General features: G+C 47.5%; 15 protein-coding genes, 6 tRNA genes, 2 rRNA genes and 1 other RNA gene. 5 read left to right on the top strand and 19 right to left on the bottom strand.

Translation table 11 applies throughout. The features are described from left to right. Window positions 1–74: 74 nt before the first annotated feature. From TES5_RS11895 to TES5_RS11880, 4 genes are all read right to left on the bottom strand, one after another. Complete coding sequence (locus TES5_RS11895; RefSeq protein WP_068562210.1) at window positions 75–1,589, bottom strand: hypothetical protein; 1,515 nt, start codon at window positions 1,587–1,589, stop codon at window positions 75–77. A gap of 34 nt (window positions 1,590–1,623) precedes the next feature. After that, window positions 1,624–2,034 (bottom strand): IS200/IS605 family transposase, encoded by a 411-nt coding sequence (gene tnpA, locus TES5_RS11890; protein ID WP_068562254.1) that lies wholly within the window; start codon window positions 2,032–2,034, stop codon window positions 1,624–1,626. A 359-nt stretch (window positions 2,035–2,393) separates the two neighbouring features. Then, complete coding sequence (locus tag TES5_RS11885; protein WP_068562209.1) at window positions 2,394–2,660, bottom strand: Txe/YoeB family addiction module toxin; 267 nt, start codon at window positions 2,658–2,660, stop codon at window positions 2,394–2,396. Then, the gene (locus tag TES5_RS11880) at window positions 2,645–2,899 is read right to left on the bottom strand and encodes a type II toxin-antitoxin system Phd/YefM family antitoxin (RefSeq protein ID WP_068562208.1); all 255 of its coding nucleotides are present in this window, start codon (window positions 2,897–2,899) and stop codon (window positions 2,645–2,647) included. Before TES5_RS11880 ends, TES5_RS11885 begins: the two co-directional genes overlap by 16 nt. Before the next feature lie 311 nt (window positions 2,900–3,210). Here TES5_RS11880 and TES5_RS11875 point away from each other — a divergent pair, with 311 nt between their 5' ends. The 4 genes from TES5_RS11875 (at window position 3,211) to TES5_RS11860 (ending at window position 5,876) form a co-directional block, all read left to right on the top strand. Next, window positions 3,211–4,596 (top strand): Y-family DNA polymerase, encoded by a 1,386-nt coding sequence (locus TES5_RS11875; RefSeq protein WP_068562207.1) that lies wholly within the window; start codon window positions 3,211–3,213, stop codon window positions 4,594–4,596. Next, complete coding sequence (locus TES5_RS11870) at window positions 4,565–4,987, top strand: hypothetical protein (protein ID WP_068562206.1); 423 nt, start codon at window positions 4,565–4,567, stop codon at window positions 4,985–4,987. The genes TES5_RS11875 and TES5_RS11870 overlap by 32 nt, the downstream gene beginning before the upstream one ends. Window positions 4,988–5,095: 108 nt before the next feature. Further along, window positions 5,096–5,440: a general stress protein gene (locus TES5_RS11865; RefSeq protein WP_068562205.1), complete on the top strand. Its 345-nt coding sequence runs from the start codon at window positions 5,096–5,098 to the stop codon at window positions 5,438–5,440. Window positions 5,441–5,504: 64 nt separating this feature from the next. Beyond that, window positions 5,505–5,876, top strand: coding sequence for a general stress protein (locus TES5_RS11860; RefSeq protein WP_068562204.1), 372 nt, complete (start codon window positions 5,505–5,507; stop codon window positions 5,874–5,876). 188 nt (window positions 5,877–6,064) lie between these two features. Here TES5_RS11860 and TES5_RS11855 read toward each other — a convergent pair whose 3' ends face one another. The 4 genes from TES5_RS11855 to TES5_RS11840 form a co-directional block, all read right to left on the bottom strand. Further along, window positions 6,065–6,361 (bottom strand): DUF1905 domain-containing protein, encoded by a 297-nt coding sequence (locus TES5_RS11855; protein ID WP_068562203.1) that lies wholly within the window; start codon window positions 6,359–6,361, stop codon window positions 6,065–6,067. 120 nt (window positions 6,362–6,481) lie between these two features. Beyond that, window positions 6,482–6,570: signal recognition particle sRNA small type (gene ffs / locus TES5_RS11850), an RNA gene on the bottom strand. A 40-nt stretch (window positions 6,571–6,610) separates the two neighbouring features. Beyond that, on the bottom strand, window positions 6,611–7,126 hold the full coding sequence (gene tadA / locus TES5_RS11845) for a tRNA adenosine(34) deaminase TadA (protein ID WP_068562202.1): 516 nt from the start codon (window positions 7,124–7,126) through the stop codon (window positions 6,611–6,613). 18 nt (window positions 7,127–7,144) lie between these two features. Next, the gene (locus TES5_RS11840) at window positions 7,145–8,353 is read right to left on the bottom strand and encodes an MFS transporter (RefSeq protein ID WP_068562201.1); all 1,209 of its coding nucleotides are present in this window, start codon (window positions 8,351–8,353) and stop codon (window positions 7,145–7,147) included. 208 nt (window positions 8,354–8,561) lie between these two features. Here TES5_RS11840 and TES5_RS11835 point away from each other — a divergent pair, with 208 nt between their 5' ends. Then, window positions 8,562–9,458, top strand: a complete 897-nt coding sequence (locus TES5_RS11835; protein WP_068562200.1) for a PucR family transcriptional regulator — start codon at window positions 8,562–8,564, stop codon at window positions 9,456–9,458. A gap of 206 nt (window positions 9,459–9,664) precedes the next feature. On the opposite strand, the gene TES5_RS11830 is transcribed toward TES5_RS11835, so the two are convergent. The 11 genes from TES5_RS11830 to TES5_RS11780 all read right to left on the bottom strand — a co-directional run. Continuing rightward, window positions 9,665–10,000, bottom strand: coding sequence for a hypothetical protein (locus TES5_RS11830; protein ID WP_068562199.1), 336 nt, complete (start codon window positions 9,998–10,000; stop codon window positions 9,665–9,667). A gap of 100 nt (window positions 10,001–10,100) precedes the next feature. Continuing rightward, window positions 10,101–12,587, bottom strand: coding sequence for an ATP-dependent Clp protease ATP-binding subunit (locus TES5_RS11825; RefSeq protein ID WP_068562198.1), 2,487 nt, complete (start codon window positions 12,585–12,587; stop codon window positions 10,101–10,103). A gap of 25 nt (window positions 12,588–12,612) precedes the next feature. Continuing rightward, window positions 12,613–13,074, bottom strand: a complete 462-nt coding sequence (locus TES5_RS11820) for a CtsR family transcriptional regulator (RefSeq protein ID WP_068562197.1) — start codon at window positions 13,072–13,074, stop codon at window positions 12,613–12,615. A gap of 331 nt (window positions 13,075–13,405) precedes the next feature. Then, a tRNA-Pro gene (locus TES5_RS11815) sits at window positions 13,406–13,479 on the bottom strand. Between the two features lie 19 nt (window positions 13,480–13,498). After that, window positions 13,499–13,572 (bottom strand) — tRNA-Arg (locus TES5_RS11810). A gap of 37 nt (window positions 13,573–13,609) precedes the next feature. Further along, a tRNA-Gly gene (locus TES5_RS11805) sits at window positions 13,610–13,681 on the bottom strand. A gap of 9 nt (window positions 13,682–13,690) precedes the next feature. Beyond that, window positions 13,691–13,763 (bottom strand) — tRNA-Thr (locus TES5_RS11800). 46 nt (window positions 13,764–13,809) lie between these two features. Next, a tRNA-Lys gene (locus tag TES5_RS11795) sits at window positions 13,810–13,882 on the bottom strand. A gap of 5 nt (window positions 13,883–13,887) precedes the next feature. Further along, window positions 13,888–13,960 (bottom strand) — tRNA-Val (locus TES5_RS11790). An 11-nt stretch (window positions 13,961–13,971) separates the two neighbouring features. Then, window positions 13,972–14,087: ribosomal RNA gene (rrf, locus tag TES5_RS11785) — 5S ribosomal RNA — on the bottom strand. Between the two features lie 94 nt (window positions 14,088–14,181). Next, window positions 14,182–14,347 (bottom strand): 23S ribosomal RNA (locus TES5_RS11780); the annotation flags it as partial.

Here is a 14,347-nt window from a genome sequence, read left to right as displayed (position 1 = left end):
CTCAACAAGGCGCCCGATGGTACCATTCGCGTTGAAGGCTCACAGCTGAACCTTTTGGTTGCTATTTACATTTGTTAAGCTAATTGAAAATCTCGCAGTCCGAAATTGCAGGACTGGTGTCCGGTTGATTGGCAGAGCGTCTGGATGCAGGTGTCGTGGTGCGCCATGAAGGTATCAAACGTCGCGCTACATTTTGTGCGGTCAGTCTCGTTGCGTGTCGGTTGGCTGTTTTTCAGGAGGAATGCACTGTACAGATCCCGTTGGACAAGCTGTCCGCCAACAAAGGTCGTACGTTCATCACGTGTCTTTTTGATATACGTATCGTTTACGTGGTTATACTGGCTGGCACGAAATTTAAAAGTATCCACCTCGTACAGCGCACCCCCTTCTTGGGGTGCTTTTTGCTTCACGATGGCGATCAACATGGCCGGCGCATGATAGCCGATGGACTTGCCATAGCGTTTCTTGCGGTTGAACCGCCCGTTCTTGTTGACGGTCGTTTCTTTAGCCCGCTTCATCAATGCACGGAAATCCATGTCCTCCACATAAACCTGATTACCCAGTGCCAGGATGGCATTGGCGGTTTTGTTGTGGGCTTCTTTTAATGCCACCGCCCGACGGCGGTAGAGGTCCTTCAAGCGAAACATTATTTTCATGTAGTTCTTGCTCCGTACCCAAGTCAACTTGACACCCTGCTTGACGGTGCCGTCGACATTAAAGTTGGCGGGGTTGGTTGCGCGGCGACTCCGGTCCAGTTTTCGTTGCAAAAGATGAATTGAATGGTCATAGGACGCTCCTTCTGGAAACAATTCCTTCAAGATGACGCCGTCATCACCTGCCACCGCCACCGTAGAGGTGCCGATGTCAATGCCCACTTCCGCATTCGGAGCGGGTTGCCGGCGGGGCATACCTGTATTATTATTGCGTTTCACTGGCGGGAGGCCTTCCAACACAAGTTGCAGGAAGTACTGATTGCCGCCCTTGAACACTTTGCGTATGATGCGGCAGTATTTCACCCGGTGCAAGGAAAGGGATTCCTGAACAAATAAATCGTTGGCACGGATAGTGACGGGCAGAACCAGCCCGTTCCACTCCAAACGGTCGCCTTTGAAGCGCATGCCCGTAGCGTTCGACTTGCCCTCCAACGATTCCAGCTGGCCGAACTTTTTGAAACGTACCTTTTTGCCTTTGCCATGTAGAAGGGAGGACACACTTGTCCAGACCGTAGAAGCGATTTTTTGTGCGGTGAAGCTGTCGATATGCTTCTTGTACGCCTCGCGCATCCGTCCGATGTAGGCATGCAAAGCGTATTCCGTCATACCGAAGGTCTTTTGGATCGTTTGCAATTCCTTGTTGCACGCCGTCACACGATTCTTGTCGTTTGCTTTGATGGACAAGCGGCGTTCTGCCAGCACGTCTCGGTATCTACGGTTCTTATACAACTCTGTTAGCTGCGTCCGCGCATGGTACAAGACCTTGTTATAAATTTTTTCAGCAATTTTGAAACGCTTATCCAGCACTGCTTGTTCATTTTGATGTGTAACAAGTCCCAGCTCTACGACGAATGAAGCTGTTTTGCTTTTAGCCATACGTGTTCCTCCTTTCTTGATGATTGCTTTGCATTTACTGGCGTTGTGAGGTCTTTTGGCTTTGGATGTATTGCTGAATCATTTCAAGCGGTGCCCCACCCACTGTGGAAACGAAATAGCTATTCGACCAAAGAGTGGGTAGCTTCGTCGTCAGTTCCTTAAACTCCTGTCTCAGCACGCGGGAAGAAACTCCCTTGATGCGTTTGACTGCTTTGTGAACCCCGAATTGCGGGTCTATTTCCAATAGGAGGTGAAGGTGGTCTGGCATGATCTCCATTTCCTGAATTTCGACGGATAGACCGGTGCACGTTTCTACAATGAGCTCCTTTAAGCGTGCCGCTACTGGTCCGACAAGGACCTTTCGCCGATATTTTGGACACCAGACAACATGGTAGGTACAAGAATAAGTGATGTTATGATTTGATTTATATTTTTTATTTTCCATATATTGATTATACAGCGAATTCCCACATAATACACCTAAGTGCACGTCTTATATCCCCATAGCTAAAGCAAGGGGCTTTACGACGCTCTTTCGGTCATCTTGACGATCACAGGCTGGACTCCAGCAAGACACTTTCAGCAAAGATAATTGATACTGTTTTTATGTCGCTGTTCAGTCTTGCTTATGTTTCGTATGTGTTGAATTTGTTTATGCTGTATATCCAAACGCTCTGATCCTCTTATCAAACAACTACGCTATCGCCTAGAGAGGCGGTAGTATTCTGACGGAAAATGATGAAATAAAAAAACTCCTTAAGCAATACTAAAAAAGATAGAAACTTATTTTTTATAAGTAAGTTTCTATCTTTCGTAGTGCGTCCAAGCAGACCATATGATGACTTCTTTTGCGTCATTATCAACCGAGTACACTACCCGATGCTGGATATTTAAACGTCGTGAATATTTATCTTTCAAATTTCCGATTAACTTCTCATACGGAGGAGGATTTTGAAACGGGTCCTCTTTTAAGACTTCCATTATATCTTTAAATTTTTGATCTAAATGAGCAGACTTTAAATTTTTAAGGTCTTTCATAGTTGATTTTGCTAATTTTATAGAGTATCCCAATCGATACCCTCCAGTGCGACAAATTCATTTTCTTGTTCACGCTGGTGAATGATATCCGTTACGCCATAAGATTGAAGATACAAGGTTTCTTGAATAGCGTCCCAGTCTTTTTTACTGACTATAACCGCTTCACTGTCATCATTTTTACCCGAAATGTAAACGGGTTCGTTAGTTTTATTAACGTCCTTCAATAATTGATAAAAGATTTTTCTGGCTTGACTAGGGTTTACGATCGGCATCAGCTATTCCCCCTTTTCGTTTCTTTTATTATAACGTACTTATTCGAGTACGTCAAAACGATGTACGTGTATGAAATTGAATGTAATCACGCATTTAATCAATTGAAGAAGCACAAAACTCTTTAAGCTACTCCAGCTCTTATTGCGTTTTGGCAGGAAATAAGAAACCAGGTAAACTTCCTTTATTGGGAAATTCCCCTGGTTTTTCATAGTCCATTTTTTGTTATTCCCTAAAATTTCTTTTCTTGTTCGCTTTACAAAAACAAACACACGTTCGTATAATAGGGACATAGAGATTGGAGACGATTTTTATGTATGAAACGGAATTGATTTTTGATTATGCGAAGGAACCCAGTCGCGATATCCTTTGCATCGACTGCAAATCCTTCTATGCGAGCGTGGAATGCGTGCGGCGCGGGCTGCATCCGCTCGAAACAAAGTTGGTTGTCATGAGCTATCCCTCAGCCGACCCGAAAGAGCGCGGCAGCGGATTGATCTTGGCTTCCTCCCCGGCCGCCAAGAAGGCTTACGGGATCTCGAACATCAGCCGGGCCAGGGACTTGCCCTTCCCCTATCCGCCGGGACTGGTGATTGCGGCGCCGCAGATGCGGTTGTATATGCAGAAAAATACCGAAATCAACAACATTTACAAGAAGTACGCGGATGAAGCCAACCACCATGTCTATTCGGTTGACGAAAGTTTCGTCGACATCACCGGCGCCCAGAAACTTTTCGGCAAAAGCTCGGCTTACGAAATGGCCAAACTCATCCAGGCGGACGTATTGCAGACGACCGGCATCTACACAACGATCGGCATCGGCGATAACCCGCTCTTGGCCAAACTGGCGCTCGATAATGCCGCCAAGCATCAGCCGGATATGATTGCGGAATGGCGTTATCCGGATATCCCCGAAACCGTTTGGAAAATCCCGGATATGACCGATTTTTGGGGCATCGGCAAACGTACCAAGCTGCGACTCAATCGGTTGGGCATCTTTTCGATCTACGACTTGGCGCACACCAATTACTATTACTTGAAGAGCCAGCTCGGCGTCATGGGCGCGCAGCTTTACGCCCACAGTTGGGGCATCGACCGCAGCTTTCTGGGCGAAAAAGTCAAAGTCAGCTCGAAATCCATCGGCAATTCACAGGTGCTCAACAAGGATTACGTGGTCCGATCGGAAATCGAAATCGTCTTGATCGAAATGGCCGACCAGGTGGCGACACGTCTGCGTAAATCCGGCGCCAAGACCCAGCTTGTGAGTCTAAGCATCGGCTACAGCATCAACTACATCGATCAGCTGGGCCGGACCGGCTTCCACCAGCAGCTGAAAATCCCGCCCACCAACGCATCCAGTGAGTTGGTTACACATATCCTGATGATTTTTGACCAGCATTACAAAGACCAGTCGATCCGGAACGTCGGCGTGGGTGCCGGAAATCTGATCTACACGGATTTTCTGCAGCTGGACCTGTTTCAGGAGCCTGATGAACAAGTAAACGAGCAAAAGAAGGATCTGATTGTCGATTCGATCCGCAAAAAATACGGATTCCGCTCACTCGTGCGGGCAGTCAGCCTATTGGAAGGCGGCCGTGCAATTGCGCGTAGCTCATTGGTAGGAGGACACGCGGGCGGCATGGCCGGATTGGAGGAAGGTGAGGAAAATGCTGAAAGAACCAAGAAAACGGACGGATAAGGTGTTTGAGGACTACAACGACTACCATGACCGCGGCATGATCAAATGGGTAACGGCCTACGCGATGGATGAACTTGTGAAGTCCATCTCTGCAGGAAAAGCGGAAGCCGTGAAGGACATCCCGATCCTCCCGCAGATGAGCCCTGCCGAAATCGATGAAACCTTGGCGGAGGCCTTGAAAAAAAATCACCGTCTCTCGGTCCAACTGAACCAAAAGGATCGCTTCGGGCGCCAAACTGAGTCCATTGAAGGCTTTTTTAAAGGCTATTGCGGCGAGGATGAGATCCTGATCGGCGAAGCATGGGTTCCGCTCGAACTCATCCGCAATGTGCACATTTTGCACAAAGAAAAATGGTCCCGAGTGGCGGTATTCAGACAAAATCAGGACTGATTATACAGAACCTTGCTCACAGGACGATTGTTGTCTTTTTTGAAAGGAAGGCTTATACTCAAGAAGAAAGAGAACGCTTTCTTTTCTCTTGAGAAGGGGGATATCGTCATGACTTACATCATCCAGACCAGCGTCCATTCCATTGAGGAATGCAAACGTGCTGTAGAGGAACTGCATAAAAAAGGCTATACGAAAGAGCAGATCACATTGGTGACGAACAATGCCTACCAGGAAGCCATCTTGGAGAATTGGGACCTTCGCGGCGCGGACGGCGCGATTTTTTCCAGCCATTCGTTGCTGGAAAAGGTCAACAATCTGTTCAACCTGAAGCAATACGAACATTTCCAGGAAAAGACCGGGACTTTCCCCGGAGGTACGGACTTTCTTGCCGACCGCATCGCCGCCATCGAGAGCGGCAGCATCGCCATCATCACAAAAGAAGCGGACGAGTAACGTTTTCCTGATCGACTCATCAAACAGCTCTGTAACCCATAGAAAATGAAAGGACTGATGTGATATGCCAAAATTTGTGGCAGGTTCTTACCCGACCGTTGAAGCTGTGGAGGCAACCATTAAAACACTCCTCGAAAAAGGGCACAAACAAACCGATCTCCTGTTGGTCACCAACGCTTCGGACAAAAAAGAGCGGCTGACAAAAGAAACCGGCATTGAAGTCATCACCGAAACCGGACAGGATGAGAACTTCGATTGGAAGGAACTCGCCCCGCGCTACCCGTCTTTCGATGAGGAAGCCATTTTCGAGCCATCCCCTCAGCATCCTTATCCGCAGCTGACACCGGAACAGGAAGAAGAGCAAGAACGCAAGATGCAAGGATACTTCTCCGAATTGGAGGAAGGGAATATATTGATCATCGTCAGCGAGGGCTGAAAATTACCAGATAATGAAAAGGTTCAGGATACTTAAAACACGTATCCTGGACCTTTTCGCAGCTTCTTTAATCATGCTGGCCTTTACCTTGCTGACGGATGACCTCGCGATTTCTATGGTCATTGCCGCTATAGCCTTTCCGGCAATACGCGCTCTGATCAAAAATTATCGCAAAAGGAAATGACAACTTACATATGCTCCTCAGCATCCAATAGCCACATCGTCACCACTACCGCGTCCCCGCCACCCTTACCGATTGATTTACGGATTTTGGCATTGACGGACATGATCGCATTTTTATCCCGCAGCGGCATCAGGTTCATCACTCCAAAGTCATAGCCGTCGATGGTGCCTCTGACTTTGATGCTTCCCCAAGGTCCACTGATTTGTTTTGTGTCCGGGACTTCAATATGATAGGTCCACGCACCTTTGCCGGATACATATTTGAGTTCCAGTTCTTTGTTGTCCACTATTTTCTCTTCCAAAGTCTTTTTTCCCCTTCCATTATGAGCGGTGAAGATTGAACGGAATTTCGAAATGATTCGATTCAAAAAAGAAGCAGGAGAACCGAAAAAACGGTTTTTCCTGCTTCTTTATATAAGTTATATTAACTTACAGCACATGGCGATACCTACTTATAGCTGCTTCCTTCCGGATCTGACTCAATTCATAAGATCGCCATTGCCATAAGGCCTTTTGGCATTTCTTATCATACCATAGCCAAAAATAAAAAGCTAGCCTTTATTTTCTTCCTGCATGTGTTCGCGGAGATGCTTGCGGCTGTTTTCCTTACGTTCTTTGCGCAGCGCCCGGAAAAAATCCTGCAGCAGCATCCGGCATTCTTCCTCCAGCACACCTCGTTCGACCTCGCTCTGATGGTTAAAACGTTCATCCTGGAGCAGGTTCATCAGCGTACCAGCCGTCCCGCCTTTCAGGTCGGATGCACCATAATAGACTTTCTTGATCCGCGACAACAGGATCGCGCCGCAGCACATCGGGCAAGGCTCCAAGGTCACATAGAGCTCCGCTTCCTCGAGCCGCCAATTCTTCTTGAATGCATTGGCCTCTCTGATTGCCGTCATTTCCGCATGAGTCGTCGCATCATTCGTCACTTCGCGTTCATTGTGCCCGCGCCCGATGATTTCACCTTTCCAGACGATCACCGCTCCGATCGGCACTTCCCCGATGGCCGCAGCCTTTTCCGCCTCCTTGATGGCTTCCCGCATATACTGTTCCTTCAACTCATCCATCTTCCACTACCTCGTCCCTTATGCTTCTTCAATCTCAGTAAGTGACATTTCACTTGCTTGTTTTTTCTTCAATAAGGCCTCATGCATCATAATCATAACAAATAAGATGACGCCCAGATAGAGGGAGAACAAAGAAACAGTGATATGGTCGGCGATCAGGCCGAATACGGGCGGCATCACCAAAATCCCCACATAAGCAGCTGCCATCTGCACACCGATGATTGCCTGTGAGCGATCGGCACCGAACAATTCAGGGGTGGAATGGATGATGCACGGATAAATAGGCGCACAACCCAGTCCGACTAGCACAAGACCCAGCAACGCAGTCGTTTCGCCGAATGGCAGCATCAAGGCAGACACACCTGCCGCTATCAACACTTGCCCCAGACGAATCATATCGGCGTCATTGAACTTCATGGTCAAAAACCCGCTGATTGCCCGCCCGACGGTAATTCCGATAAAGAACAAACTCGCAAAACCAGCAGCCGTTTCTACGGATAACCCTCTATGTAGGACAAGATAGCTGCTTGCCCAAAGCGCTGCCGTCTGCTCCAAGGCACAATAGCAGAAGAAAGTGATCATGATCTCTTTCGCTCCAGGGATCCTGATGATCTGCTGCAAAGAGAGGGCCTTCCCATACGTTCCTTGTTCCTTGTCTTCCTTTTCAGAAAAATCCGCACGCTTCTTTCCCCAAAGCGGCAAGCTGAACAAGAGCACGGCTGTCAAGGCGACTTGAACAAGAGCGATATAATTGTAGCCCATGTTCCAACGATTTCCACCGTTCAAAGCGTACGCCAACACATACGGTCCCAGCGACGCACCGACTCCCCACATACAGTGAAGCCAGCTCATGTGCCGGCTGGAATAATGCAAAGCGACATAATTATTCAGTGACGCATCCACTCCGCCTGCACCAAGCCCATACGGAATGGCCCATAAACAAAGCGACCAAAAGGACTGACTCATCGAGAATCCAAACAAAGCAGTCGCGGTCAAAGCGACACTCACAGCAGTTACTTTGCCTGTCCCGAACCTGCGCGTAAGGCGGTCACTTTGCAAGCTGGACACAATGGTTCCCACCGCGATGATCATTGAAATACCACCTGCATAAGAAACCGGCACACCGAATTCCCTGTACATCGTCGGCCAAGCGGAACCCAACAATGCATCAGGCAAGCCTAAACTGATAAAAGCAAGATAAATGATTGCCAAAAGTAAACTGAACATCTTTTTGTGTAGCCTCCTTGTCTCTTTGATTCCAATCTCCATTTTACCTTAAAAGAAAATAATTAGACATTATCTTTACATTGAAAATCCCTCATTGTCTGACGATGGCCAGTTTCCTATTTTTTTCGCGCAAATAAGCGATAATAGTGCTAAAATAGATAAAAAGGCCTTGCAAACGACAGGCTATCCCGAAAAATGAGGTGACGGTTTGAATCAAAACGAACTCCAACAATTATTCCCGGAAGCAAAAATCACAACTGCGCCTAGTCTCGGGCCAGCTTACTTCACCCTGCCTTTCCAGAGCCGTTGGGTACATATCCCAGAACACACGCTGAATGGCCGCGAAAAAGCACTTTTGAAGCAATTGCTGCTCAACGAGGACCAGACATCCGAAATTCCGCAAAATCCTTGGGCACAGTTTTTGTTGGGCCATAAAACCGACATACCCTCTGGACTAGCGCAGACCCAAGTGCTCCAGTTCAGCCTTTCCTATCGGGAAGAGGATGCGGGTTCTTTCGATCAAGCACTGTGGCTCGATGCTTTCAGCCAGACATTGCCACTTGTCCGCGATTGCTTCTTTTTGAATAGCAAAAGCGGCGTATTCATCCTCGACAGCCCGGAGCCTTACTGCATCGATGGCGAACTGGCGGCGGTGCTCGATATTCTGGATGACGACTTCAGCCTGCGCACAACCCTTTACCTCGGCCAAAGGTGGTCTGTCGATGCCCGCTTGCCGCTCCTTTTCGAAGAGGAGAGGAAAATCTTTGCGGCCAGCCGAACAATCGCTAAAGGCAACAAGATCACAACGCTTGCCGCAATCGCGCTCCCTTACTTCATCTCGGAATCAGGAAGCCAAAACCCAGTACTGCAAGCCTTGCAGACCACGATCGGATCCAGCGACAGCACTGACGAACTGATCACAGCCATGTGGCGGAACCAAGGAAACCTGTCGAAAGCGGCTGCTGACCTTTACCTACACCGCAATACGCTTCAGTATCGGATTGATCGCTTTTTCGATGCGACCGGCTTGTCCTTGAAGAACATGGATGACCTGGCCTTGGCATATCTCGCCATTACTGCGGTCGCGGGGATACCCAACAACTAAAAAACGGCTATCCCACATCGGGACAGCCGTTTTTCCTTTTTAAAGCACGTTACTTGCCGGAAAAATGTCGATTAGATCTCCATGGAGAAGCGACTAGGATACCGTGGCTCCGGTCGTCCGATTCTTCCTATTTATCGGACATCTGTCAGAATACCGCACAAAAAAAAGGATTGTCTGCAGATGAGACAATCCTTGCTTCAACATTCTTATCTATGCAACTTATCGCCTACGCTGTCTTTTACATCGCCGGCCTTGTCCTTAAAATCAGAGAATAGGTCCATTGCTGACTCTTTCCAATCGCCTGCTCTGTCGACAACGCGCAAGAATCCATCGATTTCATCATCCGTCAAATCCTCGATTGCCTTCAAAAACTTTTGGCTGCCCTTGAGATGGTCCTTCACAAAATTTTTCATGCGCTGACGGTTCAAGTAGGAGCCGATTTTGTCCACTGCTTCTTCCTCATATGCCAAAGCTGCTGCAATTGCCGCAATCGCTGCTGTAGCACCCAAACCGATCAACAATGCTTTTTTAGAATTCTTCATCTTGTTTGTTCCCTCCTCTAACTTCTGTACCTGTATTTTAGCACAAACGGTAGCGATAGCCGAACAATAACCCTGCCTGCCAAATGTGGACACGCCACTTTTAGGAATTTACGGGAATTTTTTTGTCTTTGTTTTCCTGCTTAGCAGGCTTCACGGCAATCCGGATCGTGCCTTTTTGGGCGCCGATCGTAACGGTGTCGCCGAATTTGATCAAGCCGCTCAGCATTTCTTCACTCAACTTATCTTCGATCTCTTTTTGGATCGCGCGTCTGATCGGACGTGCACCATATTCCGGATCGAATCCAGCTTTTGCGATGACATCGATGGCTGCAGGCGTGATGCGCACATGGATATCGAGATCCTTCAGACGTTTCACGATGCTGTTCGCCATCAATTTAACGATTTCATGCAATTCGTCCTTCTCCAATGAGTGGAAGACGATCGTTTCGTCGATACGGTTCAGGAACTCCGGACGGAAACTGTTCTTCAATTCTTCACGGATACGTTTCTCCATCGCCTTATAGTCATGCTTGAGGTTCTTCGCCGCGAATCCGACTGACTTCTCATCACGTAAAGCTGTTGCCCCTAAATTGGAGGTCATAATCAAGATCGTATTGCGGAAATCAACTTTCCGACCTTTTGAATCAGTCAGATGACCGTCATCGAGCACTTGCAGGAGGATGTTGAAGACGTCCGGGTGGGCTTTTTCCACCTCATCGAGAAGAATGACCGAGTACGGTTTTTGACGGATTTTCTCTGTCAATTGACCGCCTTCATCATAGCCGACATAGCCGGGTGGGGAGCCGATCAGACGACTTGTGCTGTATTTTTCCATGTATTCGGACATATCCAAACGAACCAAGGAGTCTTCTGTCCCGAACATTGCTTCCGCCAACGTTTTCGCAAGCTCTGTTTTGCCGACTCCAGTAGGGCCCAGGAACAGGAAGGAACCGATTGGACGGTTTGGATCCTTCAAACCGGAACGTGCGCGTCTGATGGCGCGAGCCACCGCACTGACCGCCTCGGATTGCCCAATGACGCGTTCATGCAACACTTTTTCCAGCCTCATCAAACGATCGCTTTCCTTCTGCTCCATCTGGTTGACAGGAATCCCGGTCCACAAAGCCACGACTTCAGCTACATCATTTTCGGTTACTTTCAGGTCGTAGTGCGTGATTGTTTGGGCTTGTTGTTCCACCATTTTTTGGAATTTCTGCTTCTTCGTCATTTCACGTTTGCGGATGCGGGCAGCTTTATCAAAATCCTGGTTCAGGATCGCTTCTTCTTTGTCTTTCGACAACTTCGCAATTTCCATCTCCAGTTTTCCGATCGGTGTATCCCCGTGTGTGACATCCAAACGGACTTTCGCGGCCGATTCATCAATCAGATCAATCGCTTTATCCGGCAATCGTCTGGAAGTGATGTAGCGCACCGATAGCTGGACCGCTGCTTTCAAGGCCTCATCCGTGATTTCCACGCCATGGTGCTCCTCATAACGGGAACGCAAGCCACGCATGATTTCAACCGATTCCTCAGGTGTAGGCTCATCGATATGGATAGGTGCGAAACGTCTTTCCAGCGCCGCATCCTTTTCGATATATTTTTGGTACTCATCTAGGGTGGTGGCACCGATCGTCTGCAATTCGCCCCTTGCCAATGCCGGTTTCAGGATGTTGGAAGCATCGATCGCCCCTTCCGCTCCGCCTGCACCGATCAAGGTGTGCAACTCATCGATGAAGAGGATGACATTGCCATCATTATAGATTTCATCAATAATTTTTTTCATTCTTTCCTCGAATTCACCGCGGTATTTCGTACCCGCTACCAGCGAACCCATATCCAACATCATGATGCGCTTGTTTGCCAATGTGTCCGGAACATCGCCGGCTACGATTTTCTGTGCCAAACCTTCCACGATGGCGGTCTTGCCGACTCCTGGTTCCCCTACCAAAACAGGATTATTCTTCGTTCTGCGGGAAACGATTTGCATGATACGACGGACTTCCTTGTCACGTCCAACGATCGGATCCATCCGGTTTTCACGCGCCAATTCAGTCAGATTGCGGGCCAAGGAATCCAACGTCGGCGTTCCTTCTTCCACTTTATCCGTCTTTTTGGCTGAACGCATATCCGGTTTGGTTGGTTGTTTGATGCCCAGTTTCTCATAGAGAGACTTACGCAACAAATTCGGATCGATCTGCAGATTTTTGATGATTTTGACTGCAAGAATTTCTTCTTTCAATAAGCCCAACAAAAGGTGTTCGGTTCCTACCAAGGGAACTCCTAATTTGTGTGCTTCGTTTGTCGCATACATAATGACTTTTTTGGCCCGAGGAGAAAATGGCAACGGTGCATTGAAGTCTTCCGCATTCATTTGACCGAAACCGGTCAGATGAACAATCTCTTCGCGGACTCCTTCCTCATCAATATCGTAGCCACGCAACACTTTTCCGGCAATGCCTTCTTGTTCCCGGACTAATCCGAGAAGCATATGTTCCGTTCCGATGGATTGATGCTTAAATTTGTGCGCTTCTTCTGTTGCCAACAACAGTACTTGGCTGGCTTTTTCTGTAAATAATTCATCCATTTTTAACGCCTCCTCTACGGGCTATCTATTCAAAGCGCAGACTGTTCAAGAAATTCCTCAACAGCAAGGCTCGTATTCTTTCTTCATGTTCGCCTGTGTATGGGGCAAGTGACTTATCCAATACCGACAACATCAGGTTTCCTTCACGTTTCGTGATGATCCCGCGACTGTATAGATTTTGGGTTACCGCAAACGCATCTTTCTGGGTGATGCTTTCGCCTACTATAGCGATAAGTTTATCCAACAATTCTACTTGATCGAGGATCTTCACTTTCATGATGCGTATATAACCGCCCCCGCCGCGTTTGCTTTCGACCGCGTAGCCTTGCTGTTCCGTAAAACGGGTATTGATGACATAGTTGATTTGTGAAGGTACGCAATTGAAACGATCCGCCATTTCATTCCTTCTGATTTCAATCTGCTCTTCTGCATTCAGAATTTTTTTGATGTATGCTTCGATGATATCTGACATATTCTGACCATGCATGGAATGGACGCCTCCCTTCCCCTGACTAATTTTGACTATTATATATTTATATTATGCTATTCCTACATAACTGTCAAATGGAAAGAGCTATCCGAGGGCTTTTACAGCAAATTATTCAAGAGAGCTTTGAAGCTCATCCGTACTGCTCTGCAGACCCCTTATAACAGCATATTTCACTAACATCTTCGACAAGATTACCGAAGAATGTTACTCATTATATACTGAAAGGTGAAAAACGGCAATATTTCTATCTGAAAAGCTGACAGGGGTTGGTTAATACAAAAATAGACGCAGAAATCATCGGAATGATTTCTGCGTCTATTTTTATTTATCGGGAAGACAGGATTCGAACCTGCGACCCCTTGGTCCCAAACCAAGTGCTCTACCAAGCTGAGCTACTTCCCGGTGATCATTTTGTAAAAAATGCACCCAACAGGAGTCGAACCTGTAACCGCTTGATTCGTAGTCAAGTACTCTATCCAATTGAGCTATGGGTGCTTCATGAATGATGATAAACTTCATTAAAATAAAAAAAAGCGGAAGACGGGGTTCGAACCCGCGACCCCCACCTTGGCAAGGTGATGTTCTACCACTGAACTACTTCCGCGTTTTTGAATGCCGGCTAAAGGACTTGAACCCTCGACCCTCTGATTACAAATCAGATGCTCTACCAACTGAGCTAAGCCGGCGTTTCAATATATTTAATTATTCTATCATTGTCGCAAGAATGATGAATGAGTTATGCAGGGCTCGAACCTGCGACCCTCTGATTAAAAGTCAGATGCTCTACCAACTGAGCTAATAACTCATGGATGGAGGTTGACGGGATCGAACCGCCGACATCCTGCTTGTAAGGCAGACGCTCTCCCAGCTGAGCTAAACCTCCAAAATATAAATGCGCGGCAACGTCCTAGTCTCACAAAGGGAAACCCTTCACTACAATCGGCGCTAAGAAGCTTAACTTCTGTGTTCGAGATGGGAACAGGTGTGACCTTCTTGCCATCGTCACCGCACATTTTTAATTAGAGAACGTTGTTCTCTCAAAACTGAATCTACAAAAGTAAAGGGATTCCGAAAACACCGCTTGAGTTTTCTTCTTTTTAAAAATTGGTTAAGTCCTCGACCGATTAGTATTGGTCCGCTCCATACATCGCTGTACTTCCACTCCCAACCTATCTACCTGATCATCTCTCAGGGGTCTTACTCACTTAAAGTGATGGGAAATCTCATCTTGAGGGGGGCTTCACGCTTAGATGCTTTCAGCGTTTATCCC

Source organism: Trichococcus sp. ES5 (assembly GCF_900067165.1).
GTDB classification, from domain to species: domain Bacteria; phylum Bacillota; class Bacilli; order Lactobacillales; family Aerococcaceae; genus Trichococcus; species Trichococcus flocculiformis.
This window is presented reverse-complemented; position numbering and strand designations above follow the sequence as displayed.

Coding starts and splice junctions, on each gene's coding strand:
- TES5_RS11895 (WP_068562210.1), bottom strand. CDS start 1,589: ATGGCTAAAAGCAAAACAGCTTCATTCGTCGTAGAGCTGGGACTTGTT.
- tnpA (WP_068562254.1), bottom strand. CDS start 2,034: ATGGAAAATAAAAAATATAAATCAAATCATAACATCACTTATTCTTGT.
- TES5_RS11880 (WP_068562208.1), bottom strand. CDS start 2,899: ATGCCGATCGTAAACCCTAGTCAAGCCAGAAAAATCTTTTATCAATTA.
- TES5_RS11875 (WP_068562207.1), top strand. CDS start 3,211: ATGTATGAAACGGAATTGATTTTTGATTATGCGAAGGAACCCAGTCGC.
- TES5_RS11870 (WP_068562206.1), top strand. CDS start 4,565: ATGCTGAAAGAACCAAGAAAACGGACGGATAAGGTGTTTGAGGACTAC.
- TES5_RS11865 (WP_068562205.1), top strand. CDS start 5,096: ATGACTTACATCATCCAGACCAGCGTCCATTCCATTGAGGAATGCAAA.
- TES5_RS11860 (WP_068562204.1), top strand. CDS start 5,505: ATGCCAAAATTTGTGGCAGGTTCTTACCCGACCGTTGAAGCTGTGGAG.
- tadA (WP_068562202.1), bottom strand. CDS start 7,126: ATGGATGAGTTGAAGGAACAGTATATGCGGGAAGCCATCAAGGAGGCG.
- TES5_RS11840 (WP_068562201.1), bottom strand. CDS start 8,353: ATGTTCAGTTTACTTTTGGCAATCATTTATCTTGCTTTTATCAGTTTA.
- TES5_RS11830 (WP_068562199.1), bottom strand. CDS start 10,000: ATGAAGAATTCTAAAAAAGCATTGTTGATCGGTTTGGGTGCTACAGCA.
- TES5_RS11825 (WP_068562198.1), bottom strand. CDS start 12,587: ATGGATGAATTATTTACAGAAAAAGCCAGCCAAGTACTGTTGTTGGCA.
- TES5_RS11820 (WP_068562197.1), bottom strand. CDS start 13,074: ATGCATGGTCAGAATATGTCAGATATCATCGAAGCATACATCAAAAAA.